General features: G+C 36.4%; 29 protein-coding genes, 2 tRNA genes and 5 pseudogenes. 23 read left to right on the top strand and 13 right to left on the bottom strand.

Annotated features, from left to right (window positions below; all coding sequences use genetic code 11):
- The first annotated feature begins 263 nt into the window (after positions 1 to 263).
- Positions 264 to 755, top strand: coding sequence for a hypothetical protein (locus ACWYN3_RS11050; RefSeq protein ID WP_456221191.1), 492 nt, complete (start codon positions 264 to 266; stop codon positions 753 to 755).
- 346 nt (positions 756 to 1,101) lie between these two features.
- On the opposite strand, the gene ACWYN3_RS11045 is transcribed toward ACWYN3_RS11050, so the two are convergent.
- Positions 1,102 to 1,272 carry a DUF1003 domain-containing protein gene (locus ACWYN3_RS11045; RefSeq protein WP_456221190.1) on the bottom strand — a complete coding sequence of 57 codons (171 nt, stop codon included), beginning with the start codon at positions 1,270 to 1,272 and terminating at the stop codon, positions 1,102 to 1,104.
- 223 nt (positions 1,273 to 1,495) lie between these two features.
- Between ACWYN3_RS11045 and ACWYN3_RS11040 the strand changes: the two genes are divergently transcribed.
- On the top strand, positions 1,496 to 2,998 hold the full coding sequence (locus ACWYN3_RS11040; protein WP_456221189.1) for a hypothetical protein: 1,503 nt from the start codon (positions 1,496 to 1,498) through the stop codon (positions 2,996 to 2,998).
- 25 nt (positions 2,999 to 3,023) lie between these two features.
- Positions 3,024 to 3,665 carry a hypothetical protein gene (locus ACWYN3_RS11035; RefSeq protein WP_456221188.1) on the top strand — a complete coding sequence of 214 codons (642 nt, stop codon included), beginning with the start codon at positions 3,024 to 3,026 and terminating at the stop codon, positions 3,663 to 3,665.
- Positions 3,666 to 3,904: 239 nt separating this feature from the next.
- Here ACWYN3_RS11035 and ACWYN3_RS11030 read toward each other — a convergent pair.
- The 4 genes from ACWYN3_RS11030 to ACWYN3_RS11015 form a co-directional block, all read right to left on the bottom strand.
- Positions 3,905 to 3,977 (bottom strand) — tRNA-Lys (locus ACWYN3_RS11030).
- A 102-nt stretch (positions 3,978 to 4,079) separates the two neighbouring features.
- Entirely contained in the window at positions 4,080 to 4,610 is a 531-nt protein-coding gene (locus ACWYN3_RS11025) for a hypothetical protein (RefSeq protein ID WP_456221187.1), read from the bottom strand.
- A gap of 41 nt (positions 4,611 to 4,651) precedes the next feature.
- Complete coding sequence (locus ACWYN3_RS11020; RefSeq protein ID WP_456221186.1) at positions 4,652 to 5,263, bottom strand: hypothetical protein; 612 nt, start codon at positions 5,261 to 5,263, stop codon at positions 4,652 to 4,654.
- Positions 5,264 to 5,652: 389 nt separating this feature from the next.
- A complete protein-coding gene (locus tag ACWYN3_RS11015) occupies positions 5,653 to 6,000 on the bottom strand; it encodes an AAA family ATPase (RefSeq protein WP_456221185.1) in 348 nt (115 codons plus the stop codon).
- 57 nt (positions 6,001 to 6,057) lie between these two features.
- Between ACWYN3_RS11015 and ACWYN3_RS11010 the strand changes: the two genes are divergently transcribed.
- From ACWYN3_RS11010 to ACWYN3_RS10995, 4 genes are all read left to right on the top strand, one after another.
- Positions 6,058 to 6,219, top strand: a complete 162-nt coding sequence (locus ACWYN3_RS11010; protein WP_456221184.1) for a TMEM175 family protein — start codon at positions 6,058 to 6,060, stop codon at positions 6,217 to 6,219.
- A complete protein-coding gene (locus ACWYN3_RS11005; protein ID WP_456221183.1) occupies positions 6,198 to 6,662 on the top strand; it encodes a TMEM175 family protein in 465 nt (154 codons plus the stop codon). The genes ACWYN3_RS11010 and ACWYN3_RS11005 overlap by 22 nt, the downstream gene beginning before the upstream one ends.
- 532 nt (positions 6,663 to 7,194) lie before the next feature.
- On the top strand, positions 7,195 to 9,222 hold the full coding sequence (locus ACWYN3_RS11000; protein ID WP_456221182.1) for an ABC transporter permease: 2,028 nt from the start codon (positions 7,195 to 7,197) through the stop codon (positions 9,220 to 9,222).
- Positions 9,206 to 9,511: an ABC transporter permease gene (locus ACWYN3_RS10995; RefSeq protein WP_456221181.1), complete on the top strand. Its 306-nt coding sequence runs from the start codon at positions 9,206 to 9,208 to the stop codon at positions 9,509 to 9,511. The genes ACWYN3_RS11000 and ACWYN3_RS10995 overlap by 17 nt, the downstream gene beginning before the upstream one ends.
- A 284-nt stretch (positions 9,512 to 9,795) precedes the next feature.
- On the opposite strand, the gene ACWYN3_RS10990 is transcribed toward ACWYN3_RS10995, so the two are convergent.
- Entirely contained in the window at positions 9,796 to 9,909 is a 114-nt protein-coding gene (locus ACWYN3_RS10990; protein WP_456221180.1) for a helix-turn-helix domain-containing protein, read from the bottom strand.
- A gap of 443 nt (positions 9,910 to 10,352) precedes the next feature.
- Positions 10,353 to 10,646, bottom strand: a pseudogene (locus tag ACWYN3_RS10985) (AraC family ligand binding domain-containing protein); the annotation flags it as partial.
- 223 nt (positions 10,647 to 10,869) lie between these two features.
- Here ACWYN3_RS10985 and ACWYN3_RS10980 point away from each other — a divergent pair.
- The 8 genes and pseudogenes from ACWYN3_RS10980 to ACWYN3_RS10945 all read left to right on the top strand — a co-directional run bounded on the left by ACWYN3_RS10980 (position 10,870) and on the right by ACWYN3_RS10945 (position 18,804).
- Positions 10,870 to 12,552 (top strand): annotated as a pseudogene (locus tag ACWYN3_RS10980) (GMC oxidoreductase).
- A 72-nt stretch (positions 12,553 to 12,624) separates the two neighbouring features.
- Positions 12,625 to 13,122, top strand: a complete 498-nt coding sequence (locus ACWYN3_RS10975; RefSeq protein WP_456221179.1) for a gluconate 2-dehydrogenase subunit 3 family protein — start codon at positions 12,625 to 12,627, stop codon at positions 13,120 to 13,122.
- Positions 13,123 to 13,200: 78 nt separating this feature from the next.
- Positions 13,201 to 14,604, top strand: coding sequence for a xylulokinase (locus tag ACWYN3_RS10970; protein WP_456221178.1), 1,404 nt, complete (start codon positions 13,201 to 13,203; stop codon positions 14,602 to 14,604).
- A 23-nt stretch (positions 14,605 to 14,627) separates the two neighbouring features.
- Positions 14,628 to 15,970, top strand: a pseudogene (gene xylA / locus ACWYN3_RS10965) (xylose isomerase).
- A gap of 88 nt (positions 15,971 to 16,058) precedes the next feature.
- The gene (locus tag ACWYN3_RS10960; RefSeq protein ID WP_456221177.1) at positions 16,059 to 16,205 is read left to right on the top strand and encodes a hypothetical protein; all 147 of its coding nucleotides are present in this window, start codon (positions 16,059 to 16,061) and stop codon (positions 16,203 to 16,205) included.
- Between the two features lie 638 nt (positions 16,206 to 16,843).
- Positions 16,844 to 17,476: a GIN domain-containing protein gene (locus ACWYN3_RS10955; protein ID WP_456221176.1), complete on the top strand. Its 633-nt coding sequence runs from the start codon at positions 16,844 to 16,846 to the stop codon at positions 17,474 to 17,476.
- Positions 17,477 to 17,894: 418 nt separating this feature from the next.
- On the top strand, positions 17,895 to 18,218 hold the full coding sequence (locus tag ACWYN3_RS10950; RefSeq protein ID WP_456221175.1) for a hypothetical protein: 324 nt from the start codon (positions 17,895 to 17,897) through the stop codon (positions 18,216 to 18,218).
- Positions 18,199 to 18,804, top strand: coding sequence for a helix-turn-helix domain-containing protein (locus ACWYN3_RS10945; RefSeq protein WP_456221174.1), 606 nt, complete (start codon positions 18,199 to 18,201; stop codon positions 18,802 to 18,804). The genes ACWYN3_RS10950 and ACWYN3_RS10945 overlap by 20 nt, the downstream gene beginning before the upstream one ends.
- A gap of 223 nt (positions 18,805 to 19,027) precedes the next feature.
- Here ACWYN3_RS10945 and ACWYN3_RS10940 read toward each other — a convergent pair whose 3' ends face one another.
- The 3 genes from ACWYN3_RS10940 to ACWYN3_RS10930 form a co-directional block, all read right to left on the bottom strand.
- Complete coding sequence (locus ACWYN3_RS10940; RefSeq protein WP_456221173.1) at positions 19,028 to 19,684, bottom strand: sugar phosphate isomerase/epimerase family protein; 657 nt, start codon at positions 19,682 to 19,684, stop codon at positions 19,028 to 19,030.
- A 93-nt stretch (positions 19,685 to 19,777) separates the two neighbouring features.
- Positions 19,778 to 19,915 carry a twin-arginine translocation signal domain-containing protein gene (locus ACWYN3_RS10935; RefSeq protein ID WP_456221172.1) on the bottom strand — a complete coding sequence of 46 codons (138 nt, stop codon included), beginning with the start codon at positions 19,913 to 19,915 and terminating at the stop codon, positions 19,778 to 19,780.
- Between the two features lie 273 nt (positions 19,916 to 20,188).
- Positions 20,189 to 20,452, bottom strand: a complete 264-nt coding sequence (locus ACWYN3_RS10930) for a hypothetical protein (protein ID WP_456221171.1) — start codon at positions 20,450 to 20,452, stop codon at positions 20,189 to 20,191.
- 341 nt (positions 20,453 to 20,793) lie between these two features.
- On the opposite strand from ACWYN3_RS10930, the gene ACWYN3_RS10925 reads away from it, so the two are divergent.
- The 7 genes and pseudogenes from ACWYN3_RS10925 (at position 20,794) to ACWYN3_RS10895 (ending at position 24,696) form a co-directional block, all read left to right on the top strand.
- Entirely contained in the window at positions 20,794 to 21,222 is a 429-nt protein-coding gene (locus ACWYN3_RS10925) for a hypothetical protein (protein WP_456221170.1), read from the top strand.
- The gene (locus ACWYN3_RS10920) at positions 21,219 to 22,154 is read left to right on the top strand and encodes a hypothetical protein (protein WP_456221169.1); all 936 of its coding nucleotides are present in this window, start codon (positions 21,219 to 21,221) and stop codon (positions 22,152 to 22,154) included. Before ACWYN3_RS10925 ends, ACWYN3_RS10920 begins: the two co-directional genes overlap by 4 nt.
- A gap of 197 nt (positions 22,155 to 22,351) precedes the next feature.
- Positions 22,352 to 22,738 (top strand): hypothetical protein, encoded by a 387-nt coding sequence (locus ACWYN3_RS10915; protein WP_456221168.1) that lies wholly within the window; start codon positions 22,352 to 22,354, stop codon positions 22,736 to 22,738.
- On the top strand, positions 22,731 to 23,054 hold the full coding sequence (locus tag ACWYN3_RS10910) for a hypothetical protein (protein WP_456221167.1): 324 nt from the start codon (positions 22,731 to 22,733) through the stop codon (positions 23,052 to 23,054). Before ACWYN3_RS10915 ends, ACWYN3_RS10910 begins: the two co-directional genes overlap by 8 nt.
- A pseudogene (locus tag ACWYN3_RS10905) lies at positions 23,044 to 23,417 on the top strand (DUF6122 family protein). Before ACWYN3_RS10910 ends, ACWYN3_RS10905 begins: the two are co-directional and overlap by 11 nt.
- 491 nt (positions 23,418 to 23,908) lie before the next feature.
- Complete coding sequence (locus ACWYN3_RS10900) at positions 23,909 to 24,307, top strand: cupin domain-containing protein (RefSeq protein WP_456221166.1); 399 nt, start codon at positions 23,909 to 23,911, stop codon at positions 24,305 to 24,307.
- A gap of 14 nt (positions 24,308 to 24,321) precedes the next feature.
- Positions 24,322 to 24,696, top strand: coding sequence for a helix-turn-helix transcriptional regulator (locus tag ACWYN3_RS10895; protein ID WP_456221165.1), 375 nt, complete (start codon positions 24,322 to 24,324; stop codon positions 24,694 to 24,696).
- A 472-nt stretch (positions 24,697 to 25,168) separates the two neighbouring features.
- Here ACWYN3_RS10895 and ACWYN3_RS10890 read toward each other — a convergent pair whose 3' ends face one another.
- The 3 genes from ACWYN3_RS10890 to ACWYN3_RS10880 all read right to left on the bottom strand — a co-directional run bounded on the left by ACWYN3_RS10890 (position 25,169) and on the right by ACWYN3_RS10880 (position 26,150).
- Positions 25,169 to 25,558, bottom strand: coding sequence for a zeta toxin family protein (locus tag ACWYN3_RS10890; protein ID WP_456221164.1), 390 nt, complete (start codon positions 25,556 to 25,558; stop codon positions 25,169 to 25,171).
- A gap of 101 nt (positions 25,559 to 25,659) precedes the next feature.
- Positions 25,660 to 25,899, bottom strand: coding sequence for a hypothetical protein (locus ACWYN3_RS10885; protein ID WP_456221163.1), 240 nt, complete (start codon positions 25,897 to 25,899; stop codon positions 25,660 to 25,662).
- Positions 25,900 to 26,077: 178 nt separating this feature from the next.
- Positions 26,078 to 26,150 (bottom strand) — tRNA-Lys (locus tag ACWYN3_RS10880).
- A 231-nt stretch (positions 26,151 to 26,381) separates the two neighbouring features.
- Here ACWYN3_RS10880 and ACWYN3_RS10875 point away from each other — a divergent pair.
- Positions 26,382 to 26,501 (top strand): annotated as a pseudogene (locus ACWYN3_RS10875) (sigma factor-like helix-turn-helix DNA-binding protein); the annotation flags it as partial.
- Position 26,502: the final 1 nt, after the last annotated feature.

Below are 26,502 nucleotides of genomic sequence, written 5' to 3'. Positions count from 1 at the left end.
TCAAAATATTCAGCATATATTCCCAATACTGTATGGAGTTCATATTCAAAATTTATTATGAAAATATCTTAATTTAGTTCAAAAGTTGTCCTTTGGTTTCTATTAAAAAGAGTAGGAGAGATCCATCTATTTGATATAGATCGATCGCTGTGCTTCTAAGAAGTAATTATCGGGATATTTGCAGTATTAAAATAGAACTTTATATGATAATAATACCTTTTTTAAAACGTTAAAATTATAGTTGTTTTTTAAAAACTATTAGTATGAAAAGGACTAAAAAAACATCTAAAAGTGTAGGTTTCAACCCTTGCATCTCCCAAAATGTAGAGATCGTCATGGAAAAAGAAATCGTCTCAATAATTGAGAACTGCATTAAAAACTCCATCTTTTATGGTGTGTTTCCTGTATCGGGTGACAGTATGACTTGTAGCGATAAGCGATCGATACCTGATGGAAGCGGGATTCTGGTTTATGATTTGCAAATAGATTGTTCCCTGCCGTTAATTGAGAATTCAGGTAAAATCCCTATGGGAGAGCCCTTAGTATTGGCATTAAGAAACAAGAAAGGGAAAATAGGATATTTTGTGAAAACGATTACTTTCATTGATACTGTTTATAATAATATCAGGTTAACTTCATATAATCCACATACAAGTCACCGTAACTGGTGGATTGTTGCATCATGCATTGAGAGAATTTTTAAAATCATACAGGTCATTAAAAAAGAAGATCTTTTAATTAGGAATATCCATTAGGAAATGGTGTTGAATTTTTAAGGAAAATACTTGCAGGTTCTCAACAATATTACTTATTGTAGGCAGAATGATCTGATTTCAACTACACGGCCAGCATCAATAGATGCTATTTGACTACCTCAATAATTGTGCATATAGAGCCACTTCCAATGCAAAAAGCTTCGCCATGGAATCGGTAGGCCCGTAAGGTTTTCCCTGATCTTTTAACCAGGCAGCCCTAAGACAAAGTAGATTGTCTTTTACTGATATAGCTTCATTCCAAATTGCAAGCCCCAGCCAGGCTATTTTGAATCCATTTTTTCGGGTATGACCAGGATCTTATCCAGCTTATCTACGTCGATTTTATTTAAGTGTATGCAGGTCCTCGATATCTTTTTTTTAGCTCGACATTATTAGTCTTGAAATCTTCATCAGCCTTAACGCGGTCGCGATCATTCTGGGGATTCTGAGCCATCATAATGATCGGTGCAGTATAGGCCGCCTGTGTTGAGAAAAGCAAGTTCAATAAAATATACATAAGTAATAGTATATAAAGTCTCATGAAGCAAAACTGTGGTTTCTGCTGAAAAAGGAACGAATTTTGCATTAACCTTTCTTTTTATATAATGAATTTAATTTTTATAGTATGAATTATTAATTTATGAATTTTAGTGGCAAACTTTTTGCTGATAAGTTTTATTTATAAACATATTCATAACTAAGATGCATGCTTTCAAAAGAAGTAATAACCACTCTCAACTATGAGTAAAGGAAATATTATTAAAATATCTGGTGGTGTTCTTAGTGAGGTATCGAAGAACGATTATACTGTTTTTGCTGAGACAATTAATACAAATGCTGCAGGAAAAATAATAGAAAATTCAAATGATGGGATCGTTTTTGGAGAGCCAATCATACCTTCTAAGCAAATAGATGCAAAAATAATTGTTCATTTCAGACCGAAGGTTGGCTGGAAGGGTGATGGTTATGGTTTTGATTGGTTAAGATTAGCTGATATTAGCCCAAGTATGGTTGGTGATGTAAAGTATGAAACGATTATAGGAAAATATTATAGCAGAACGCCCCATACTCCTGTAAATATTTATAAGGATATTAATTCTGCTGGCCCGGATTTTAGTGTAAATAATGGTGAAAGTGTATTGAATTCTGGCCCATTTCTTACTTTGAAATCAGAGTATGATAAACATACTGTTCCATGGCGAAATAAGAAAAATAGTTCTGGCGTTGAGATTAAAGACGCAAATAACAATCCTATTAAAGAAGAATACTTTGTTCCATGGTTGAGTTTATTTCCAAAAATGATTGGCACTCCTGAACGGGCTACAAATTATTCTAATACGCAAGCAGTTTTAAGTTTGATTGTCGATATTGAAGAAGATGCAGATTCGCTGGAATTTGATGATAATCCAAATTTCGTAATTACGCCAAAACAGGTGAATGTAAGAGGGGCAGGAATTAAGAGGTTAAATGATGTAGTGACTATTGAATGTAAAAAGGAATTTGCAGATGATCAGGTGATAACTATACGTACTATTAAAGTTGCTACTAATGGAACAAAAACCAGTGCGGTTGCCGGAAGAGTAAAAGTATGGGCTAACGCTCAAAGAAAAAAGAAAAAGATTGTCCTTGTCGCTGTTAAAACAAGTATTTCTAATGCTTATATCGCCACTACAGGTCAGGAGGATCTTTTCAGGAAATTCTTGAATCAGGCATTAGTTAATCCGGAAGTTGCAACTGATATGCTGGATGTTAGTTCGCTCCCTGATTTTGATAGTAAATATATTAATAACGGACAAATTGCAGCATATTATGCAGATGATTATACGACAGCTCCAATTACAAGAAATTCACATCGGCCTGGTAATTTTCAGTCTATGGAAGTATTTCTGAGCAGTCTTCTCCCTTCCAGATATAATGGGTATTTTAAAGCATTTTATCTTAATGATGGTGGTGGCTATGTCGATACTTCTAATAATGTACAGGGGTTGAATGGATATTCTTCAGGTGATAATGTAGTCCTTTTCCCAACGAAAAATGATGAAACTGCTGCTCATGAGTTTTTACATTCCCTGGATCTGCCTCATACATTTGTGAATGTTGAGGCTGCGCCTAAAGCAAAATTCACCTTCAAGATTCAGAAAACAGATAATGTAATGGACTATAGTCATCAGGTTAATATACAACGAACTAATTTATGGCATTGGCAATGGAAAGTTGCACATGGCGCAGCAGAAAATGAATAGTATGAGCTCATTATAATTAACCATCATGAAGAAAATAAATAAGCGGTTCCCAATCAAAGTTCTTGTTGTTGCTATTCTTTTAGTTGGAACAACATTATCTTGTAGTGGTCAAAAGCATCAATTGAATACTAATATAAATTCCAAAAATATGCAGCTTCCAAAGGTTTCAGATGATTTCGAAAAACTTGATTTAAACAAGTTGAAGGCGAAGGCCAATAAAAGCCATGGTATTAAAGTGCTGGCCGATAGAAAAACCGTTGAAATAGAGGTTTATGATTATCAGTTTTTAGCAGAAAATGGCGATAATATCAGGTTCTCTGGTGACAATTATGGAGAGTATAGATTGGAGCAGAGGATTAATGGTGCTTATTTTAATTTGATAAAGATTTATAATCAGAATGGAAATATAAAAACTAAAGGACTGGAGTTTAATGTGTTTTATGGGACTTTTAAGAAGGGTACCTGGTACGGTTTTAGCCCAGAGGGTAAGTTAACCTCAACCATTAACTATGATACACCATTTAAATTTACTTTTGAACAACTTGTTCAGTTCTTAGAAGAAGAAAAAATTCCATTGAAAAAAGGACCTATAGCACAAAACCCTGGATATTTGACTTCCATAAAGAGAACTATTTCTGATAACCAATCTCTCGGTTTGGGAAGTTAGCTGGTTAAAATCTTCAGATAAAATTGAAGATATAGTCATACATGGCATAACTGGAAAGGTGATGTCCAGAAGGATTAGGAATTACATTAATAATTAATAATTATTTGACTTAAAAAGAGTAGTCGCTGTTTAAACCGCTCAATTTTATGTGCCGAATCGGCTTTAATATCCTTGGAAAACAAAACCCCTGTTAACATAGCGTTTACAGGGGTTTATACGTTTTGTGATATCGAATCTTGTGATCCCGCTGGGATTCGAACCCAGGACCACTACATTAAAAGTGTAATGCTCTACCAGCTGAGCTACGGAATCAATTAATTCCCTTTGTTTAAGGAGGTGCGAAGATAGAAAAAAAAAATCGAGCCTTACATAATAGTTTGAAAAAAAAATGAAAAAAATATTCTTTATTACTGATCAGAACAATTGCAGTGTTGTTGACTGCTGATTTCCATATGATGTTTTTGTCTTTACAGTCGCTCGTGCATGATGATGTTCAGTAATCCAGGAAATATAATTTTCAGCCTTTATAGGATTCTTTAATAAACCTTCTGCTGTCTGTAAAAGAGAGATTCTGTGTTCTATCACTGTTCTATATTTCTGGAAAAGATGCTGTAGTTCCTGTTGAATCTTGTTTTTTGGCTTGATCCGGATATTCTTATTGACAGGGTTTAATACCTGCAGATTAATCTCTTTTGTAAAGTAGACTGCTGCAGATTCTATCCTGGTCTGCAGTGCTGGCAGATCGTTAAAACCAGTTTGCTTATGGAGATTGATTACCTGAGTCTGAAAGCGGTCTGATAAATCGATCAGATTCTTAATTGATTTTCTAAGCTGAGTGAATAGAACTGAGTATTCTGGAATATTTGATCTGACAATTTCAGGTTTGGAAGTTACAACTTCCAGTTCACTCAATAACCTGTTTAATGAAAAGTGGTTCAGTACCAACTGAAGAATAAATCCTTCCTGACCACGAACAAGAAGATCATTCAGTTTTCTTCTTTAGCAGAATTCATATAGTTGATTACCTCAGTGTTTGATCTTAAACTTTCGGTACTGATCTTCGATTTCAAAATTAACCCATTCAATGTTCTGACACGACTCAAAGCCACATATACCTGTCCGGCAATAAATGATTTTCCCGCATCGATTATAGCGTGGTCAAACGTCAATCCCTGACTTTTATGAATCGTTACTGCCCAGGCCAGTTTTATCGGATATTGAGAAAACTCACCCACTTGTTGCTGCACAATAACCTGCTCAGGATCTGTTTTATATTCAAAAGACTGCCACGAAGTTTTTTCCAGTAACAAGTCATCCTCATTAGGAAAAGAAATATAGATCTCACCAGCTGTGATAGACTTTATTTTTCCAATCTTTCCATTGTAGAATTTCCTATTATCACCACTATCATTTTTGATGAACATTACCTGTGCACCATCTTTTAATTTAAGTGTCTGTTCTGCTTGTAAACCAGCATCTCTAAACTCTCCGCTAGTCTCTCCAACAAAAGTATGTTCCTCACCCGGAAGTTCATCCAGTTTCGCTTTATTGACAGCATTTGCCTCCGCATTATGAGAAGTAATAATAATAGGACTCAATTCATCTGTCGCAACAAATTGCGGATCGTATCTTTTATTTAATAAAGCCAGGTCACTTTCATTGATCTGGTTATTCCTGATACTGTTCAGAATATTGACAAATTCTGGTTCAGTTTGACGAAAGACAGTGGTTAGTTCTATTTGTAAAAGAGGGTTTCTGCGGATAACATGTCCTTCGAAAAAGTAAGGAGAAGCATAAACTCTGCTTAAAAATGTCCATTCCTCTCTTTTAGTTACCGGGGGTAATTGATACAGATCACCTATAAGTAAAAGCTGTACCCCACCAAAAGGAGTATTGTTTTTTTTTCACTGAACGGAGTATGGCGTCAATCATATCCATTAAATCACAACGAACCATCGATATTTCGTCAATGATCAGTAATTCTAATTCAATTCATTGATAGTGCGGTTTTTTCCCTGTTATAACTTAAATCATTAACCATAGATTCAATCGAGATAATACCCGATTGCAGATCTTCTAAACTAATTTCACCAGGATAAAAAGAACCTGCTGGTAACTGAAAAAAGGAATTGATTGTAGTACCCTTTGCATTCATGGCAGCGACGCCAGTAGGGGCGACTACCACCATCTTTTTTGAACTCTCTTCTTTTATTCTTTTAAGGAGTGTAGTTTTTCCGGTTCCTGCTTTTCCGGTAAGAAAAATGTTTTGATTAGTGTACTCAATAAATGATAATATTTTGTCGAAAATTGAACTAGAAGGCACGCCATTACTCATTCAGCAAATTTAACCGATTCTTTTCCTATATTCATAATAGCTTTTCATTAATTAACGATGTCTCATTCCAAAACAATATTTCAGATTGAACGGATTATCCTTTTCAGTGATGCCGTATTTGCAATTGCTATTACGCTGCTTATTATTGAAATCAAGGTGCCGCATCATCTGCTGCGGAATATACAAATCCGGAAGTCATGCACGCTTATCTTGAACTGATGCCGAAATTTCTTGGTTTTTTCGTTAGCTTTTTCTTTATAGGATTGTATTGGACTGTACATCATCAATTGATGAACTATTTGATCAATTATAATCAGAAATTAGTCTGGCTTAATCTGCTCTTTTTACTTTCTATCGTATTATTTCCTTTCAGTACTGCTCTTGACAGTGAATATACAGGACAGAACTTTATTACTCCTTTTTTTATATATACTCTCAATGTCTCATTTGCAGGTGGTATGATTGCTGTTTTATGGGGATATATCGCTAACGCCAAGCATCAGCTGAGTGAAGGCCTGGAAAGTGTCATGTTTGTACGCTACCAGCAAAAAAGAGCATTGACAGTCCCTGCTACTTTCATTGGTGTTTTCCTGTTGGGATTATTATTGCCCTATCACAGCATTAGCCGGGTGTTTTTACTGGCTATCCCATTTTTATTATGAGATTTTTGAAACGTCAATATGATGAAAAGTGTAAACAGTTGGAAAACAGTTCGGAAGGTGCCTCTGAAGAGGAAGATCTCCCGTAAGCAATGGATCGTGTTGGAATGTTTGTTTACCAGATAGACGCAGTAATTCCGAGTCCAAAACTAATGTTGTTATATTTTGTCTTTCCCAAAGTTTCGGGAAGTGGTTCATAGATAAAATGACCGTCATTGTCTCTGTCATTCAGAATGTCTATGTCAAACTTGTGCGTTGACCCGAAATAAGTAGTATAAGCTTATAGTAAGTTTAAAGGTGAGTTTTTTGATATTTATAACAATAAGCAAGCGTTCGGTTGTGAACATAAATTGTCCGATAATGAACATGATAGATTGTAATACCTACTTAATTTATCATTTAACCCTTTTTATTTAATGTTTTTGAATTGGCATACAATTAGACTTCAATGGATAAATTCGCTTTATTATGTTTTTTTCATTAATCTAAAAATCGCCTTACGTAATCTTAAAAAAAGAACAAAGGTTTTTCACTTATGAATATAGGTGGTCTGGCCATAGGTATGGCTTGTTGTTTATTGTTACTACTCTATGTAAGTTATGAATGGGGCTATGATAAACAATTTAAAAATATCGATCGTATTTTCATTTCGCGGTTAAATATTGATATCAATGGAAAGCTGGCAACTACTATTGCTACACCTGACCGGTTAGCTGCTGCTGCTTCTGAGATCTTGCCGGGTGTAGAACAGGTTAGCCGGATGGTTTTGGGATTTAATGATGACAAATTATTTAGTCGTGATCAGGAACATTATAAACTGAAGGCTGCTCAAGTAGACCCTTCTTTTCTTCAGATCTTTGAGTATAAGTTTATCTATGGTAATAAAGCCTCTGCATTGGGTACACCTAATTCAGTATTAATTACGGAATCGACTGCCCGAAAGTTATTTGGTAATCAAAATCCAATAGGGCAAAGTATAGAATATGATAACAGGAAATTTCTCAAAAATGCAGTAATTGAAGACTTACCTAAAAATCAGAGTAATCAGTTTGATGCTTTATTAAGCTGGTCTTTTTTTGAACAGGAACATCCTGAAAGTAAAAACAATAGCTGGGGATCTATTACTTGTGCAACATTTTTTAAGCTGAAAGATAAAAATCAGTTTGAGGCTGTTGATGCAGGACTGCGAAGGATGATCAAAGCGAATGACAAAAACACACAGCTTGAAGCCTTTTTACTTCCATATACTAAGTATCATCTTTACAATGACTTTGTAAATGGTAAACCATCAGGAGGGAGAATTGACCAGGTAAGATTATTTGCGTTTCTGGCTTTTTGTGTATTGCTAATTGCGAGTATCAATTACATGAATCTGTCTACTGCCCGTTCAGAGAAACGTGCAAGAGAAGTAGGAGTTAGAAAAGCATTAGGCTCAACCAGAACGAGTTTAATGGGGCAGTTCATTATAGAGTCTATGTTATTTTCTATAATTGCTGTAATTGTCGTCGCTTTTGGACTTCTTGAACTAAGTTTGCCGTATTTTAATAATTTGCTGGACATTTCTATGCATATCGGTTATAACTCTTATCCTTTCTGGCTTACACTATGCGTACTGGTTATATTAACCGGCGTTCTCGCAGGAAGTTATCCTGCATTTTATTTATCATCATTTACCCCAATAAAGGTTTTAAAAGGTTTGACAGGGATTGGAAGGTCTTCGTTACCTGTACGTAAGATCTTAGTCGTATTGCAGTTCAGTCTCTCCATTTGCATGATTATTTGTGCCATAATTATTTACTCGCAAATTCAATATATGAAAAATAAGCCATTGGGTTTTTCTCAGAGTAATCTGGTTGAGATGAATCTGGAAGGAGAGTGGCGCAAACCAGAAAAACTGGAGCTTTTCAAAGCTGAACTGAAGAAATCCGGTGCTGTAATTTCTGCAACAGAATTTGCACAATCCTTTACCTCAGAAGGATCTATTACAGGTAATTTGAGCTGGCCAGGGAAACCTGATAATGATAACTCAGTAATCGATTACAGAAGTATTGGTTATGATTTTAGCTCCACTATTGGAGCACAAATAGTTGAAGGCAGGGATTTATCTCCTAAGTTTGTTGCTGATACGGCTACTTCTATATTGATTAACGAGGCACTGGCAAAAACTATGGAGCTGAAGTCTCCTGTAGGAACAATTATTCATTGGGGGGATAATCCACCTTTAACTATTGTAGGTGTCGTTAAAAATTATTCAAATGAAAACATTGGAGGAAAAACTCTTCCTACATTCTTCTTTTACAATGTGAAGAAAAGTAATGTTTTGATCTTGAGAATCAATCCGGATGAGAATTTAAGTGGGGCTATAAGTAAAATAAAACAAATCAGTAAGCAACTTAATCCTGCATATCCATCCGAATTAAGCTTTGTTGCCCAGGATCTAAAGGCTAAATTGAAAAGTGAGCAGCTTTTAAGTGTATTATCTAACTTCTTTGGCGGGTTTGCCATCTTTTATTTCCTGCTTAGGTTTATTAGGGCTGGCATTGTATATGGCCGAACAGCGTAAAAAGGAAATCAGTATCAGAAAGGTTCTGGGGGCAGATTTGAGCAGTATTCTGATCCTGCTGAACAAGGATTTTATTAAACTGGTTATTATCTCTAACGTAATTGCATTCCCAATAGCTTTTATTTTCGCAAATAACTGGTTAAAAAGTTATGATTATAAGATTTCAATAGCTGCGGGACCTTTTATTATTGCTGCAGTAATGTCTTTGGGGATCGCTTTGCTAACAGTAAGCCTGCAAAGTTTTAAAGTAGCCAGGGCAAATGCAGTTGACGCATTGAAGTATGAATAATTCATTTATTCTGGAAATGTTTCAAAAGCCTCACGGAAATGTGAGGCTTTTGCATTTGAAAATTTTATCAACTGCTCTTTTATAGCCACAAGCTTCAATAAAAGAATCGCTTATTTAACTATACTGAATATTTCTTATCATATATTATATGGCGATTCGATTCGATAAAGATATAAATGCCGTTATAATACTCAAGATTGAGAATAAAGTATTTTGAAGGATAAATGATATTTTTCTATCAAACTCAGCTATTCGTTAAATAGTAATAACCACATTATGGTGCCCTATATTTTTGTATGCTGTCGTCTATATTGTGAAGGAGATATTTTAGTTACAATTTTAAATTGTTTGCTAAAGTGTGCCCAGCTGTTATAACCACTATCATAACAAATATCCAAAAAACTGGTCTGTTCGTTTCTCTCAGTAGTTTACAAGCATGACCGATCCTGATTTCTTTGATAAAATCGAAATAGCTTTTCTTAATGTTCCGTTTAAAGAAACGGCAAAATGCGGGAATCGACATACGGGTAATTCCTGCTACTTCTTTTAAAGAAATTGGGTTAAGGAAATGCTTAAAGGAGTAATCTATAATGGTTTCAATAACTGAATTTTCTTCACCGCTATTCATCGTGTCAAAGGCCGTTGTAACAACCTTTTGATCTGCTGAAATACTAATCCTTTGCATGCAGTTCAATAACAGCTGTATACGTTCAAGTCCTTGGGCATGTTCCAGTTGCCTGATCAAAATAGTAATGTCATCGGATAAATATCCTTGCAACTGGATACCCGTGTTTTTATTTTCTAATAAAGCGGCTATATTTTTCATCTCAGGGAGAGCCAAAAATGCTTCACCCAAAAAATCTCTCAGAAAATGAATGACAATTGCACTGCCGGTTATATTTTTCTGTGATTTTCTAAACCAGTGTGGTACGTTCGTATTGAGTAAAAATATATCTCCTTGTTTATATTCTCCAATGTAATCACCTATCAGTGCAGTACCATTTCCTTCTGTGATCAGAATTAATTCACATTCCAGATGCTTATGCCAGGCCGTTTCAAAATCGGGTGTTTTGTAAGTCCGGCAAGCAAAGGAGTAATGCTCTTCTACATGAATTTTCTGAATAAGTGTCTTCATAAAATTGGGTATGTATTTTATTCAACTGCTATCTGACGTTAAATATCCCTATTAAATCTAATAATTGATCAGATAGCATATTTTTTTTAATAAATAACGGTTGAACGGAGGTTCTCTAATTCTGTAGATTTAAAACTAACGAATTCTTTGACGCTGCAATAATTTTAAAAGAATAAAAACCAAATATATTTTTTTTTGAATAAAATTTCAATAAAAGTCGGTTATGAAGGATAATACATACGACGCAATTGTAGTTGGTTCTGGCATCAGCGGTGGCTGGGCCGCAAAGGAACTTTGTGAAAAAGGGTTAAAAGTTTTGATGTTAGAACGAGGAGGGCCTTATGATCATGTAAAAGATTATAAGACTGCTCAGAAAAACCCCTGGGAATTTGAACACCGCGGAGGGACGACAGTCGAACAGAAAAAAAAAAAAATCCAGTCATTCATCGGGGCTGGGCAGCCTCAGAAGCGGTAATCGATGCCTGGGCAAATGAGGAAGATTGCCCTTATACAGAAACTAAGCCTTTTACCTGGTGGGCAGTTACCGTATGGGTGGCCGGTCTATTTTATGGGGCAGACAATCTTATCGCTGGAGCCAGATGGATTTTGAAGGTAATGAGAAGGACGGTATTGCCACTCCATGGCCGATTGGTTATGCAGATCTTGCACCATGGTATGACCATGTGGAAAAATTTGCAGGAATTAGTGGATCTATAGAAAACCTTGCTCAATTACCTGACGGGCATTTTCTGCCACCTATGGAACTGAATTGTGTGGAGAAGGATATGGCAGAAAGAATAAAAAAGGAATATCATGAAAAGAGACATTTAATTATTGGAAGAGTGGCAAATCTAACAGCAGAGATCCCTGGAAGAACAAAATGTCAGTTCAGGAACAGGTGTTGGGAAGGATGTCCATTTGGTGGCTATTTTAGTACACAGTCTTCTACCTTACCAGCAGCAATGAAAACCGGGAATCTTACTGTTCGGCCTTATTCTTTAGTAAAACAGGTCTTATATGATCCGGATACCAAAAAAGCAACAGGGGTAGAGATACTGGATACTGAAACAAATCAAACCTATGAGTTTAAAAGTAAGATCGTTTTCTTATGTGCTTCTACCTTAAATACTGCCTGGATCTTGTTTAATTCTGCAACTGATGTCTGGCCAGGTGGTTTAGGGAGCAGCAGCGGTGAACTAGGTCATAATGTGATGGATCATCATTATAATGTTGGTGCATCAGGAAGCGTTGAGGGGTATGAAGATCAATATGTATTTGGAAGAAGGGCTAATGGGTTTTATATCCCAAGGTTTGTGAATTTAGGTGGAGATAAAAGAGATTATCTGCGGGGTTTTGGATATCAGGGAGGTGCAAGCAGAGAAGGATGGGGCAGGGAGATTGCCGAATTGAATATTGGAGGTGATTTTAAGGATGCTTTGACAGAGCCGGGCAAATGGACTATTGGAGCAACCGGGTTTGGCGAAATACTTCCGTACCATGAAAATATGGTTTCGCTGGATAAAAATAAGAAAGATAAGTGGGGGCTGCCTGTGCTGGCGATGGATGCAGAACTGAAAGAGAACGAGTTTAAAATGCGTAAAGATATGCAGGAAGAAATGAGAGCCATGTTTGATGCCTCAGGGATAAAAAATATCAGTACCTGGGATAATGGCCATGCTTTAGGACATGGAATCCATGAGATGGGAACAGCAAGAATGGGGAGAGATCCAAAAACATCAGTTTTTTGAACAAATGGAACCAGATTTGGGACTGTATGAATGTATTTGTAACTGACGGTGCTTGTATGACTTCATCGGCCTGTCAGAATCCTTCGCTGACCTATATGGCATTAACAGCAAGAGCAGTAGATTATGCGGTAAGTGAATTAAAGAAAAATAATATTTAAGCATATGGAAAGGAGAGAACTTTTAAAAAAATTGCCCTGCTTACTGGCGGGGTTATTATTGGAGGTAATGCTTTGCTTACTGGTTGTAGTCCTGAAAAGGGAAAGCTGAAAAACAACGTCATCTTTAGCCAGCAGGATCTGGATTTTCTGGACGAGGTTTCAGATACGATATTACCAGCAACTCAAAGTCCGGGTGCTAAAGCAGCTAAAATTGGTGCTTTCATGGCCGTTATGGTGAATGACTGTTATGAAGAAAGGGATCAGAAAGTTTTTATGGAAGGTATTAGTAAACTCAATGCGGCAAGTGAAAAGATGCATGGCTCTGAATTTATGAAGGCTACTGCACAGCAAAGGTTATCGTTGTTAACAGAACTGGATAAAGAAGCAAAAGACTATCAGTCAAAAAGAGGAGAGTTACCATCTCATTATTTTACCATGATGAAGCAATTAACACTTCTTGGGTATTTCACCTCAGAACCCGGTTGTACAAAGGCAATGCGCTATATCGCCGTACCCGGTAAATATGAGGGATCTGTTTCTTATAAAAAAGGCGATAAAGCCTGGGCTTAGCGGATATGTATTTACTAGGTATAGATATAGGCACATCTTCTATCAAAGTTTCTATTGTTAATAGTAACCCGGAAACGTGTGGCCACAGCGCAGTATCCTGATGAGGAGGTGCAAATTCAATCTCTCCAACCCGGTTGGGCAGAGCAGTCACCGGATGAATGGTGGCAAAATGCTATTCAGGCCATCCTTCGGTTAAATGCAACGGGGGTTTTTAATCCTGAGGATATAAAGGCTATCGGTATTGCCTATCAGATGCATGGATTGGTTATTGTAGATAAAGATCAGAACGTATTGCGCGACAGTATAATCTGGTGTGATAGCCGGGCAGTTGAGCTTGGTGAGGATGCTTTTACGCAGATAGGGCAGGCAAAATGTTTGCATCATCTATTAAATTCTCCCGGAAATTTTACAGCTGCAAAATTAGCATGGGTAAAGAACAATGAGCCTGAGGTTTATAAAAAGATAGCTAAAGTCATGCTGCCCGGGGATTTTATCGCGATGAAACTTACTGGAAGTATCACAACGAGTATTGCGGCACTGTCTGAGGGGGTGTTTTTTGGGATTTTTCGTAACGATGAATTATCAAAAGAGGTAATGGAACATTATGGCTTTGATGAAAGTTTAATCCCAGACATCCAGCCACTTTTTTCTGTACACGGGCAGCTTAAAAAGGACATCGCTGTGTTATTAGGGTTAAAGGAAGGAATTCCCGTTGCCTATAAATCAGGTGACCAGCCTAATAATGCGCTTTCTTTAAATGTGATAAGACCTGGAGAGGTTGCTGCGACTGCCGGAACTTCCGGTGTAATTTATGGGGTCAGTGACGATTTGACTTATGACCCTCAGTCACGGGTGAACACTTTTGCCCATGTTACTTATTCTAAAGAACAAAAACATACAGGTGTATTGTTATGTATCAATGGAACAGGAAGTATGTACAGATGGGCAAAACATAATTTCGCACCGGCTCTTTCTTATAATGCACTTAATGAGCTTGCAGCAACTGCGCCTATTGGAAGCAAAGGCCTGAAAGTGATGCCTTTTGGCAATGGGGCCGAACGGATGCTGAATAACAAATACACAGGTGCACAGTTAGTAGGAATTGACCTTAATCTGCATGGGCAACCTGAAATATTCAGAGCTGTACAGGAAGGGATAGCTTTTGCTTTTCGTTACGGATTAGATATCATGAGGGAAAATGGAATGCGGCCAAAAGTGATCAGAGCCGGAATAGCCAATCTGTTTCTGAGTGAGGTCTTTGCCCAGACTTTTGTTGATGTAACCGGGATTCCTGTAGAGCTGTATGAAAATGATGGAAGTGTAGGAGCGGCTCTGGGAGCAGGGATAGGTTCAGGGATTTTCGAAAGTGCCAGAGACGCATTTACCCGGCATGAGCCGGTCAGGTATCTGACGCCCCAAAATGCGGCGGCCTATGAGCCTTTATACATCGAATGGAAAAATATTTTAGACAAAGCGCTATAAATACTGATAAAAAAAAAAACAAGATGACAAAAGTAGTAACAGGAGTAAAGGAGTTTTTTTTAAGGGAATAAATCAAGTGCAGTTTGAAGGTTTGCAGAGTGATAATCCGCTGGCTTTTAGATGGTATGACGCAAATAAAATAGTAGCAGGAAAAACCATGAACGAGCATTTTAAGTTTGCTTGTGCTTATTGGCATTCATTTAATGGTAATGGCGCTGATCCTTTTGGAGGAGCAACACATGTTTTTCCATGGGACGAAAAGAAAGATGCAGTGGAAAGGGCAAAAGATAAAATGGATGCTGCTTTTGAATTTATCACCAAAATGCAATTGCCTTATTATTGTTTTCACGATGTAGATGTAGTCGATTATGGGAATGATATTGCAGAGAATGAACGCAGACTACAGGTTTTAGTCGAGTATGCTAAAGAAAAGCAAACCAGCAGCGGAGTGAAATTACTTTGGGGAACAGCCAATTTATTCAGCCACAAACGCTATATGAATGGGGCATCAACCAATCCTGATTTTCACGTACTGGCTCATGGTGCAGCACAGGTAAAAGCAGCTTTAGATGCAACTATATGCATGCACTTGGCGGTGAGAATTATGTTTTTTGGGGGGAAGAGAAGGGTATATGAGTTTGTTGAATACGAACATGAAGCGTGAGCAGGAACATTTGGCCAGATTTCTTCATACAGCTAAAGATTATGCCAGAAAAGAAGGGTTTAAAGGGACATTTTTTATCGAACCTAAACCATGTGAACCCTCTAAACATCAGTATGACTACGACTCGGCAACAGTAAAAAGTTTTTTACAGGAGTATGATCTGCTTGCTGACTTTAAACTCAACATCGAAGTGAACCATGCTACTCTGGCCGGACACACTTTTCAGCATGAATTGCAGGTAGCAGCTGATAGTGATTTACTTGGGTCAATTGATGCGAACAGGGGTGATTATCAGAATGGCTGGGATACAGATCAGTTTCCTAACGATATCAATGAACTGACCGAGGCCATGTTAATTATTTTAGAAGGTGGCGGATTAAAAGGCGGAGGTGTAAATTTTGATGCTAAAATCCGTAGAAAAATTCGACTGATGATCCTGCCGATTTATTTTATGCCCATATTGGTGGTATGGACATTTTTGCAAGGGCTTTAGTTACTGCAGATGCTATTCTTCAAAAATCAGATTATAAAAAGATAAGAACTGATAGATACGCCTCCTTTGATAGTGGGAAAGGGGCTGATTTTGAGCAGGGTAAATTAAGTTTAGAAGATTTAAGGAATTATGCCGTGAAAAATGGGGAGCCAGGAGTTCGCAGCGGCAAGCAGGAGTACCTTGAAAACCTGATCAACAGATATATTTGAAATTGCCTGTTTATTAATTAACTTTTGTTAAGTCTTCCAGGTATAGAAAGCGATCTTTTATTTTACTTTTGCAGGTTAAGAATAGATTATGGAAGCAAGCGAACTAAGAATTGGGAATTATACATTGGATCACGGTCATCCTGAACAAATACCATATGGATCTGATATTGATTCGGCAGGAATGATGGACCCGATTCTTCTAACAGAAGAATGGCTGGTGAAAATTTGGTTTTGAGCGATTTGAGTTTGAATATGAAGAAGGAAATGAAATCACTTATGTACTGGAAAAGAAGAATGGTCATCAGTTCGTATTAAATGATAGTTTACAACCGATGGATGGAGAGATAGCTATGTTAGATTATAAATTGCAATATGTTCACCAGATTCAGAATCTTTATTTTGCGCTTACTTGTGAAGAATTAACGGTTAATATTTAAATACACAGCAGATTCTGATCACTGCCTGGCAATATGCTTCTTTCTTTGAGCAGGCAGAAAGGAAAACAATTAGAAAGAGTAAAGAAAGATACTTCATAAATTGAATGATAACTGGTTTCTTATAAAACAAGAAAAACATATTTTTTTTTGTTTAAACGCTATACTCAAAAGTAATTGTTTTTATTAAATTTTCATGTAGATATTATACCGGTATAGAATTCTGGGGATGAGGCTGTAATGAGTGAGGTGTTCTTATAGCCATAAAAAAATCCGGGCCAAAAAATCAATTCTTTGTTAAAGGATTTGTCGTCAATATTTGTCCGTTTGTCGATGGTAATACTCCTGTTGGTCTAATAGGTAAAAAACCGGTGAAACGTTTTCGTCCTGTGGGTATCTTATGTACAAAAGAATTTAAAAAACTTAAAAACATAAAGATATGAAAACTGCTATCAAAACCTTACTCGCAACAGCTTTAACCGCTATCGTTTTAACTTCATCTGCATTTGCAACTTATGCAAAAGATGGTGATAAGAACCCACCAGTCCTGATGAATACAGCTAATTTTAGCATGATCAAAGTAGAAGGGAATGTAAGAGTATACTTAAGTCAGGGAAATAAAGAAAACATCAGCATAGAAACAAATCAGTCAGGCGAAAAAGTTTCTTTAAAAAGACAAGGACAGAAACTGCTGATTAGTGCTACGGGTGATCAGATGGTAGATGTATATCTAACCGTAAAAAACCTGGTAAGGATTGATGCTTCCGGCAATGCGATTGTAAAATCTAACGGCCGCTTAGAGCTGACCAACCTTCAGATTTTTCTGCAAAATGAAGCAAAGGCAAATGTTGAAGTAACAGCTAGGGATATATATACCGTGATTAAAGATGAATCTTCTTTAAAATTAAGCGGATCAACAGCTCTTTTGACCTCCATCAAAGATGATGCATCGAAACTAAATACAAAGAATTTTGCAGCAACAGCTAGTACTTCATCGAGATTAGTATTTGGAAAAATAGATCTTGAACGTCAGTTTGCTGACAGCCTGAGCCTGGTAAGTCTTAGCAAATAGTGTTTCAGTCAGAACATTAATATTGTATGAAACCCGGTAGTCTGCATAGACTACCGGGTTTTTGATTTTTATTTACATTAATGTAAAGTACATATTGAAGTATGTTTAATAGGTATAACAGTATTAGTTACTGTTGCAGCAGAGGCATCAATAAGAAAAAAGCTGCTTACGGGACTGGATAAATATTTTGCATAATTTTATAAATTTGGGTTAAATACTCTATATTTCCGGTGAATAAAGTGAAACAGTGTTGTTTTTTTTTCTGTCCTGGAAATGATTTGAGGTGTTGCTTTCTTGATTGATCCTGAATTTTGTGTGATTGCAGTGTTTAGTATATATTTTTTTTTTTTTTATTTTCGTTGGGATATTTATACCTATTTTGTGTTTGTAATCGTTTATTCAATCAAAGTTCCCCATTATGATTGCTAAAAAAGACTGTTTACTTAATAACCCTTCGCCTTTCGGTTATCTTAGTCAGGATAATCAATATGTTGAAGTTTTCGAAGACTTTATGTTATCTGAAGTAAGGAGTGGCGGTTTAGAAAACGTTCCTTTTAAATCAAGGTTTTATTCCATTGTGTTGTGTATGGGTGGTCAGTGCATGAAAATCATTGGACAGCATATGTTCAGGGTGCCGGTATATTCTATACACGTTGTAAAACCAAATCAGAATCAGGTAGTTTTTGAGGTAAGTCCTGATTTCCGCTGCTTTGTAATTACTTTTGCCATCATTTTATCCTGATAACCAGATTGTCCAGGATAATATTGTGCACCTGCTAAACATGAAGCCAGAGTTGGTTCCTCCTTTTGAACTTAGCGATGCTGATTTTGATATGGTCAGAGGATGTTTTAACCAGATTAATCTGGAATGCCATCTTCGTGCTACTTTCAGTAAACAGATTATTCAGAATCAGATTATCGAATTGCTACATAAGGTGAACAGGCTCTGCACAGTGCGTCCCGCTTCACCAGATTCGAATTTGTCCAGCAGTAAGCAACTGGTCAGAGCGTATCAAAGACTGATTGATGAACATTTTCATAGTATTAAAACCATTAGGGAGTATGCTGATCTTTTAAATGTTAGTCCGAGATTTCTTGGAGAAGTTATTAGGGAAAACACCGATCAAACTGCACTTCGTATGATCCATTACAGGATTATCCGGGAAGCCAGGTTTTTGCTGAAATATACTCCTCAGACTATCCGGGAAATTTCTGACGTCCTAAACTTTGAAAGCCTTGCCTATTTTACGCGTTTCTTTAAAAATTACTCTGGGATTTCACCTGCTGATTTCAGGAAGGTTAAGGATACTATTTTATCATTTGCATAGCATGATTATTCTCAGATTGTAGCAACCAGTATTACAAGTCACCCAACAATCGTTTTGCTGGTTGGATATATACTATGCTGAATACAAACCGGATCATCCTTTTTTGGGGGGTGATCCGGACCATAATTCTTCTGAGTTTGCGTGTTAATTATTATAAGAACTATAATAATTAACACAATCGATTACAGCTTAATATTTAAATTTTAATTTCCACCGCTCTAAATTACACGTGAAAATTATTTGCTTTAATGTAATTGTAGCTTTTGGTGATACTATCAAACGGATCGCCTGGACAAATATCCTGCTCGTTAAAGAAATACTTTAATCCCGCCGTTTTAGCATTTGCAAAAACATTCTTGAAAGGAATAACACCATTACCAACCTCAGTAAACATCTGTTTTGGCGTGTTGTCCATATCTTTTACGTGCCATAACGGGAAACGTCCGGGGTGCTTCTTAAACATCGCGATAGGATCTTGCTTAGCTTTGTACATCCAATAAATATCCATTTCCATTTTTACAAGCCCGGCATCTGTGCTGTTCAGTAATATGTCGTATGGGTATTTGCCATTTTCCGTTATGAATTCAAAATCGTGGTTATGATAGCAGAGTTGTATACCCGATTTCCTGGTAATTTCGCCAGCTTTATTTAGCTTTTCAGCAGTTTCTTTATAATGATCAAGCGTTCCGCGTTCGCTGTCAAGTAAATAGGCACAAACCATATATTTAATGCCTGCCGCACTTGCATCGTCAACGGCTTTTTGCCAGTCGTTGCTAATAGTTCCTTTCGTACCGGGCATTCCTTCGCCAAGCATAAAGTGGGCACTTGGCATAATCAGGCCGTTATCGTTTAAAACCTTTTTAAATTCTGCAGGAGGCATTCCATAGAATTTTTCTGGCTACCGGTATATGTGGCACCTTCAACTGAGTTAAAGCCTACCTTAGCAACCTTAGCCAGGGAGCCAATAGGATCCTTAGCCATTGCATCGCGTACAGTATAAAGTTGTAAACCTACATATCTTTTTTTTTTTTGCTGCAAATAATCCGGGAGCTATTAATAAGCCGGCTGACAGCATTGCACTACTTTTCAGGAACGAACGTCTTGATGTCATTGTTAATAAATTAGTTGGTTTAAATAAATTTAACATATTGACCATATAAAACAATTAAGCCACAAAATTATTACAAGGTTTAATTCATATTGTTTTATTAATAACCTGATTTATTTTAGCTATTAATTTATCTATACCCCGGGTTTAATAGTTGGGGTAAAAAATCAGAATTGTAACCTTATTCCTGCAAAAATTGCTAAAGATCAGAATAGTGCGAAAATTGATGTTAAAGTATTCCCAGTTACACCCAAAACAATGTCTAAATGTATTTTTTTAAGAAAAGCAAGAATAATCTGCCAGCGTACCAGAGATTTCCTTTATTGTCTTTATACTGAAAGAATGCCTGCCCATCAGCCACCTTTTGATTTCGTCTGGATTGATGTCCAGAGAGACAGCGAGGTCATTTTCTGAAAGGCCTTTATCGGCTAACGTTTTTACAGCTTTACTGGCAATGTCCAGATTCAACTGGGTTAATTCCTCTATAGCGGGGTTTCCGGTTTCTTCAAGCCAGATGGATACAAAATCGTTTTCTTCCATTTATATTTTTTGTAATTTTTAAAGTATTCAAGGCCTTTAGTGCCTTCGGCCGGCAAATTTAATGATATTACTCCTATTATCGCAACTATAGAGAGACCTGCGGCAATATATTAAGCAGTTTTCGAGGCTGAAGTAAAAAGATTTACTTAGGCTGATATACAATGTGTTTTAATCAGACGCTCATAGTTTGGTAAGCTCCTGTCGTTTCTATTTATCGAACAAAAATTGTGGGATATTAGGAGAAATTGCCCAATCTCTACTATTGTTATTGAAATATCTATAGTATGTTTGGATATTATTTAAGCCAACTGTTTTTAGCTGTTAACAATCCAACCTAGTTAATGAGAAAGTATTTAACTGTATTTTTTGCCTTTTTTTTATTTCATGCACATGCCCAATCAGTAAGTAACTATCTGGAGAAAATCAGGAACAATCCAGCAAAGCTTACTGCTTTCTTTTCGCAAATGCCTAAGGGTGGTGATCTTCATCATCATTATAGCGGTTCTGTTTATGCAGAAACCTTCATTGATTATATTGTCGAAAAGGATTATTTTATACACAGGGAAACACTTGAAATAGCTGAAAAGAAACCATCAAATGATAGAGACTGGACTAGGTTCAGCTCCCTTGAAAAAGATGGTCAATCAGCGGAATATAAATTCAGGCTTTTAAAAAAATGGTCTGTTAAAGATTATAATAACGTCAGTATTCCTTCCGATAAGCAATTTTTCGAAACTTTCCCGAGTTTTGATATTGCATATTGCAAGTGAAAAAAAATATCGATTCTGGATTACTGGAGATAAAGAACCGGGCTGTGAGGGAACATGTGAGCTATATAGAAACTATGCTTGCCTCTGTTAAATGTGATCGTACAGATGACCTGAGTCTACAATTCGATCCGAAATTTCGCATTGTACTTCAGCAAAAAGATAAGCAGCACTGTGAGGCACTCCTGGATATGCTTTATGGTAAGCTTATGGAGAGAAATATTGTTTCCTGTGCGGATAACTTTAGTGTAAATACGATTAACAAACTACATAACTCGCTGCATATCGACGACGATTCATTTATCATGCGTTACCAGACGTATACTGTAAGAACTCTTGGAGCCAGTGAAGTTTTCAAACGGCTGCTGTTAGCTTTTGAGGCGGCTAGTAAAAACCCGCTTATAGTTGGCGTAAACATTCTTTCTCCGGAAAATAATGAGGTAGCTATGCGTGACTATTGGTTACATATGCAGATGTTCAGCTACTGTCATAAAAAAAAATCTGAAGTTAAATATACATTGCATGCAGGTGAACTTGCGCTTGGTCTGGTTAAACCCGAAGAATTGACCTGGCATATTAGTTCGGCTGTTTATGATGCGGGTGCTTCACGTATTGGACATGGTGTAGATATGCCGTATGAAGCAAATAGCTATGCTTTAATGAATTATATGAAAGAAAAGGGGATAGCTGTAGAAATTAATCTGTTCAGTAATGAATTTATTTTGAAAGTAAAAGGTGACCGTCATCCGGTAACACTTTATAAAGAATTTAATGTACCCATTGTAATCGGTTCAGATGATGCAGGGGTACTGAGAACCAATCTGACTGAACAATATGTATTGCTGGCCAGCAGATATCCGGAATTTACCTATAATGATATTAAAAGAATTATTTATAATAGTATAAAAAATATTCTTTTATTAAGGAACCATTAGTGAAGCAGCAGCTGCTTGCCAAACTGGATCTGGATTTTATGGCGTTTGAAAAACTCATTATAAATACTCCGCACAATAGGAAAATTAATCATTAATTCCACTTTATAGTCAGGATATTAAAATATAGGTTTTGAAGACAGTGCAATAAACTGACTATTTTTTTAATATTTTGATTCACTAAAAATATTAGTATAGATTTGTGTGCTGCTAAATTCCTGCAGCCTGATTATATGGAGCCTAATTCTTCTATACGCATAGACAACAAGCAGCCAGGGAAGGAATCTCTTATAGAAAAGGAGAGGAGTTTGAGAAAATATCATGGTGAGACGGAGTGGCATCGCGACTGGAAAGCAGCTTTCCCACGAGTATTCAGGGAGGTGAGCTTCTCTGATGTAACATTGGGAGAAATTCACCGCGCAGATGTACATACTCCCTGTGGCACTACGCTTGAATTTCAGAATTCTCCAATTTGTCTGGAAGAGCTAAAAAGCAGAGAAGCCTTTTATCCGAAGCTGATATGGATTCTGAATGGAAAAAAATTTAAAGGCTTCCGGGTCTTGAAAAAATCTTCCGGATGTGGATGATCCCAGAATTGTTGATTATGATTTCTGCAATACTGACCACCTGTCGATGATCAGAAAGTCTGATTTTCTTCAGGGGAGGCCCCGGGTTCTGAATTTTCATCATCCGGAGCTTAAGAAGATTCCATTGACCTCTTACTATTACTCATTTTGCTGGAAACACCCGCACCGGGTGTGGTATCAGGCAAAAAATCCAATCATTGTTGATTTGGGAGGGCATTTTATTTATCAGTTGAAGCAGCGCAGACAACTATCTGAAGATTATCCGTATCTGCATATTATGACTAGAAAATCCTTTATTGAGCAATATGTACAGTGATTTTATGAATGTATTGCAACCAATTGTTCACTACAGTTTCCATTTTTTAGTCCCCGGGGCTATCGCTTTTTTATTTTTTAGAAAAGAATGGAAGCGGGCATGGCTCATCATGGTCTGTACTATGATAGTAGACGCTGATCATTTATTGGCAACACCAATTTTCGATCGACCAGGTGTAGTATTGGTTATCATCCGTTACATTCTTATTACGCAATTGCAGTTTATTTTATATTACTACTGTTCCCTAAAACCAGAATAATTGCGGTAGGATTGCTCTTTCATATGTTTACTGATTGGCAGGATTGCCATTGGTCTGCGATTCTGATGCAAATAAAGTTACTCGCTAATTATCGAGTTGGTTAATTAATATGTTTTAATACAAAAAGCCTCAATTTGTATTGAGGCCTTCGTAATCCCGATGATACGTTTGTCGAACCACTTCGTGGAAGAATTGGAGAAATTGGCCAATATCTAAAAGAATTCTGACCTTTTTCAATTGCTTGAGGATCAATATAAATTTGAAGAGTTTAGAAATGATTTGTATGTTCTCTTTTATTTAAGAACCAATTTTTTACCATCTTTCTTAATTCATTGAAGACGATGGTTAAATCGATCATGGGCATGAAAGGATAAAAATAAGCAACCCAGAAGAGATTAAAATGCTTCAATTTCTTCTGCTGAATGGGATTCTACATGATCACAAGGTTTCTCTTGTGTTACAAGCTCAACGCTTTTATTATGGTTTGTGATTTTCTGTTTCATAATGACTCTATTATTATTTACATAGCAAAATTATTCATACTGGTAAAGTATCTTTTTATATAATAAGCCTAATATTTGTTATATTCGGCCATATGGATGTTCTTAAGCAACTTGTAGATAGTGTTGACCAGAATCCTGACTCTATCTTGGTGGTGCGACAGCAAACCGAACAACGTTTGCCTTCACATCGACACGATAAAGCCCAGTTACTATTGGTTTTTGGAGGGATTGCTTACCTGCAAACAGGCGAAAAGGATTTCTATATTCCGTCCAGTCATTATATCTGGATACCTAAAAATTATCCACATAATTTGATGTTCAATACACAGGATCTGTATATCATAAATATTTATTTTCCGGGAGAAAGTTCCGGCGAATTTTATAATGAATTGGGCATTTATCCGGGAGTAAGCTCTTATCTGAAATGCTATCTTTTAGCGAAAAATGGCACGGTGATTATTTCAAAGGATCGTGGGAATTCGAGTTTTTAACAACACTGAAAAACGTGCTGCCTAAAGAAAACCTTAAAAAGTTTTCGATTCAACTTCCTACTACTAACGATCAGAGGCTCCAAGCCATTGTTGGTCAGCTTCGAAGTGTACTGAATGAAAACCTTACCTTAGAAGATACGGCCAAACAATGGGGTATAAGTGTAAGAAGTCTGACAAGATTATTTCAGACAAAACTTCACATCACCTTTATTCAGTATATAAAAATGTTGAGGATTATTCGGGCTATGGAATTGATTAAAGACAGCGATCTGAATATGACCGAAATCGCCTATGAGATTGGATATTCTAATATATCTGCATTCAGTAATAATTTTCACCAATTGACAAACATGAGGCCTACCGAATTTAAGACAATGTCAAGGGTGTAGAATAAATTGTGCGTTTTATTTTTTCTAGTAATAAGAGAATGGAGAGGTTTTTATTGACTTTGCTAATTTAAACTCGTCATAGAAATGGATCAAGTACTGATTTTGACAGTATTTAAGAAAAAAGCCTCACTTTTCAGTGGAGCTTTTCTCAGTGATCCCGCTGGGATTTGCACCTAGTGCTAAAATCAGCGTTTAAATAGTATTTAATGTGGTTTTCGATTTTCACTCACCCAATCGCTCACCATTTTTTTCGATACGTTTTAGCTGCAATTGCAATAGAATAAAATTATGAAAACCCATCATAATTTCAAATAAAGCGATCTAAATTTATATCTTAAATTTTCTTCCTGATTGATTTGAACTCGGTTTATGAAAATTCTTATTTTCAACAATAACATCATAAATATGCTGATCTAATCTTCCATTGCTAAATCCATATTTAGCAAAATTTTGAGGGTAAATTAATTCATTACTATGGTATTTGAGTAATTCTCCATTTTGAAAGCTCATGATCAATTGATTTACTTTCTCCTTCACCGGTGTAAATAAAATCAGATCTGTCAAAATAGAAGAAGAAATTCGCTATATTTTTAAAGCTCTCGTTGAAATTAATTCTGATGTTATTTCCAGATATAGTTAAGCCACTTTGTTGTATACCACGGAGAGCTACCCTTGTAATCGACTGCTGAATGCTATCTAAAAAAAGAGTCACCAGAGACGTCTTGTAACCAGCATTACGAGCATAATCAGCTAAATCTTTAAATGAGGCGTCATTAAAAACAGTTTCTATCAATACATCTTTACCATTATCAATGCTTTGTTTGGCTAGATCTTTAGTTCGGCCCTTATACACATCGGTCATCAATACTTCAAAACCTTCAAGTTCATTTAACCTTGTACGAATAAATGTCGATTTACCGGCAGCATTACAGCCAGCTACAAAAAAACAATTCAGGCATAATGTTAATCCAATCTTTTGATAATCGTATCTCTCACCTCAATAGGCATATCATTTTCATCAGTTATCACTTCCAGAGAAACAAGATATTTCTCGCCTGTTGGCAACTCTTTACGCCAATATCCCTTGTCTTCTGCAAACTGTGCATAAAATGGATTGCCTAATTCAAATGCTCGCTGACGGCCTAGCTCATGCATATTACCCATGTTTTTTAAAAGTTTGTCTACAATAGAGGATGTTTTCATGAGGATAAAATATTTAGATAGAAGTCATTACAGTATAAGAAACAATTCCGATAATTCATTAAAGGAATTATTCAAATATAATTATAATGGTGGTAATATCACAGAAGTGATATTTATACAGGGGGATTTAGTACTATTTTTTAATGCAAAATGCCTCAATTTGCATTGAGGCATCTCGTGATCCCGCTGGGATTCGAACCCAGGACCACTACATTAAAAGTGTAATGCTCTACCAGCTGAGCTACGGAATCATCATTCTTTTCAGAACAATACTGTAAGCGTTTCCGTTTCCAGTGATGCAAAAGTATCATTTTAAAATGAAATATAATGCGTTTTAAATACTAATAAAGCAGGTTATTCCGTTTTTATAGGCTAAAGCGTTGAATCTTAGTTATAATAATTTTCATCATTTAATATATTTGAAGTCTGTGGAGTAGTTTTTTTACCTGTTTTTTGTTTTTTTGATGGTTTTGCTGGAATAGCTGAACCCAAAAGGGAGATCTGTATTTATCTTAAACCAGGGTTTCGATTATTCACATCAGGAAATAGCTGAAGTGCTGTCCTGTACTATTGAGAATTCAAGAAAATTATTGAGCAGATCGA

This window comes from Pedobacter sp. NJ-S-72, from assembly GCF_053890575.1.
The sequence above is the reverse complement of the archived record's forward strand: the minus strand, read 5'-3'. Positions and strand labels throughout refer to the sequence as shown.

Bases quoted from the DNA above. Each gene is read 5' to 3' on its own strand.
- ACWYN3_RS11045 (WP_456221190.1), bottom strand. From the start codon at position 1,272: ATGTATATTTTATTGAACTTGCTTTTCTCAACACAGGCGGCCTATACT.
- ACWYN3_RS10960 (WP_456221177.1), top strand. From the start codon at position 16,059: ATGGAAGCAAGCGAACTAAGAATTGGGAATTATACATTGGATCACGGT.
- ACWYN3_RS11050 (WP_456221191.1), top strand. From the start codon at position 264: ATGAAAAGGACTAAAAAAACATCTAAAAGTGTAGGTTTCAACCCTTGC.
- ACWYN3_RS11035 (WP_456221188.1), top strand. From the start codon at position 3,024: ATGAAGAAAATAAATAAGCGGTTCCCAATCAAAGTTCTTGTTGTTGCT.
- ACWYN3_RS11010 (WP_456221184.1), top strand. From the start codon at position 6,058: ATGTCTCATTCCAAAACAATATTTCAGATTGAACGGATTATCCTTTTC.
- ACWYN3_RS10925 (WP_456221170.1), top strand. From the start codon at position 20,794: ATGAGAAAGTATTTAACTGTATTTTTTGCCTTTTTTTTATTTCATGCA.
- ACWYN3_RS11000 (WP_456221182.1), top strand. From the start codon at position 7,195: ATGAATATAGGTGGTCTGGCCATAGGTATGGCTTGTTGTTTATTGTTA.
- ACWYN3_RS10930 (WP_456221171.1), bottom strand. From the start codon at position 20,452: ATGGAAGAAAACGATTTTGTATCCATCTGGCTTGAAGAAACCGGAAAC.
- ACWYN3_RS10950 (WP_456221175.1), top strand. From the start codon at position 17,895: ATGATTGCTAAAAAAGACTGTTTACTTAATAACCCTTCGCCTTTCGGT.
- ACWYN3_RS10935 (WP_456221172.1), bottom strand. From the start codon at position 19,915: ATGACATCAAGACGTTCGTTCCTGAAAAGTAGTGCAATGCTGTCAGCC.
- ACWYN3_RS10890 (WP_456221164.1), bottom strand. From the start codon at position 25,558: ATGACCGATGTGTATAAGGGCCGAACTAAAGATCTAGCCAAACAAAGC.
- ACWYN3_RS10885 (WP_456221163.1), bottom strand. From the start codon at position 25,899: ATGAAAACATCCTCTATTGTAGACAAACTTTTAAAAAACATGGGTAAT.
- ACWYN3_RS11005 (WP_456221183.1), top strand. From the start codon at position 6,198: ATGCACGCTTATCTTGAACTGATGCCGAAATTTCTTGGTTTTTTCGTT.
- ACWYN3_RS10955 (WP_456221176.1), top strand. From the start codon at position 16,844: ATGAAAACTGCTATCAAAACCTTACTCGCAACAGCTTTAACCGCTATC.
- ACWYN3_RS11015 (WP_456221185.1), bottom strand. From the start codon at position 6,000: ATGAGTAATGGCGTGCCTTCTAGTTCAATTTTCGACAAAATATTATCA.
- ACWYN3_RS11040 (WP_456221189.1), top strand. From the start codon at position 1,496: ATGAGTAAAGGAAATATTATTAAAATATCTGGTGGTGTTCTTAGTGAG.
- ACWYN3_RS10995 (WP_456221181.1), top strand. From the start codon at position 9,206: ATGGCCGAACAGCGTAAAAAGGAAATCAGTATCAGAAAGGTTCTGGGG.
- ACWYN3_RS10900 (WP_456221166.1), top strand. From the start codon at position 23,909: ATGGATGTTCTTAAGCAACTTGTAGATAGTGTTGACCAGAATCCTGAC.
- ACWYN3_RS10940 (WP_456221173.1), bottom strand. From the start codon at position 19,684: ATGCCTCCTGCAGAATTTAAAAAGGTTTTAAACGATAACGGCCTGATT.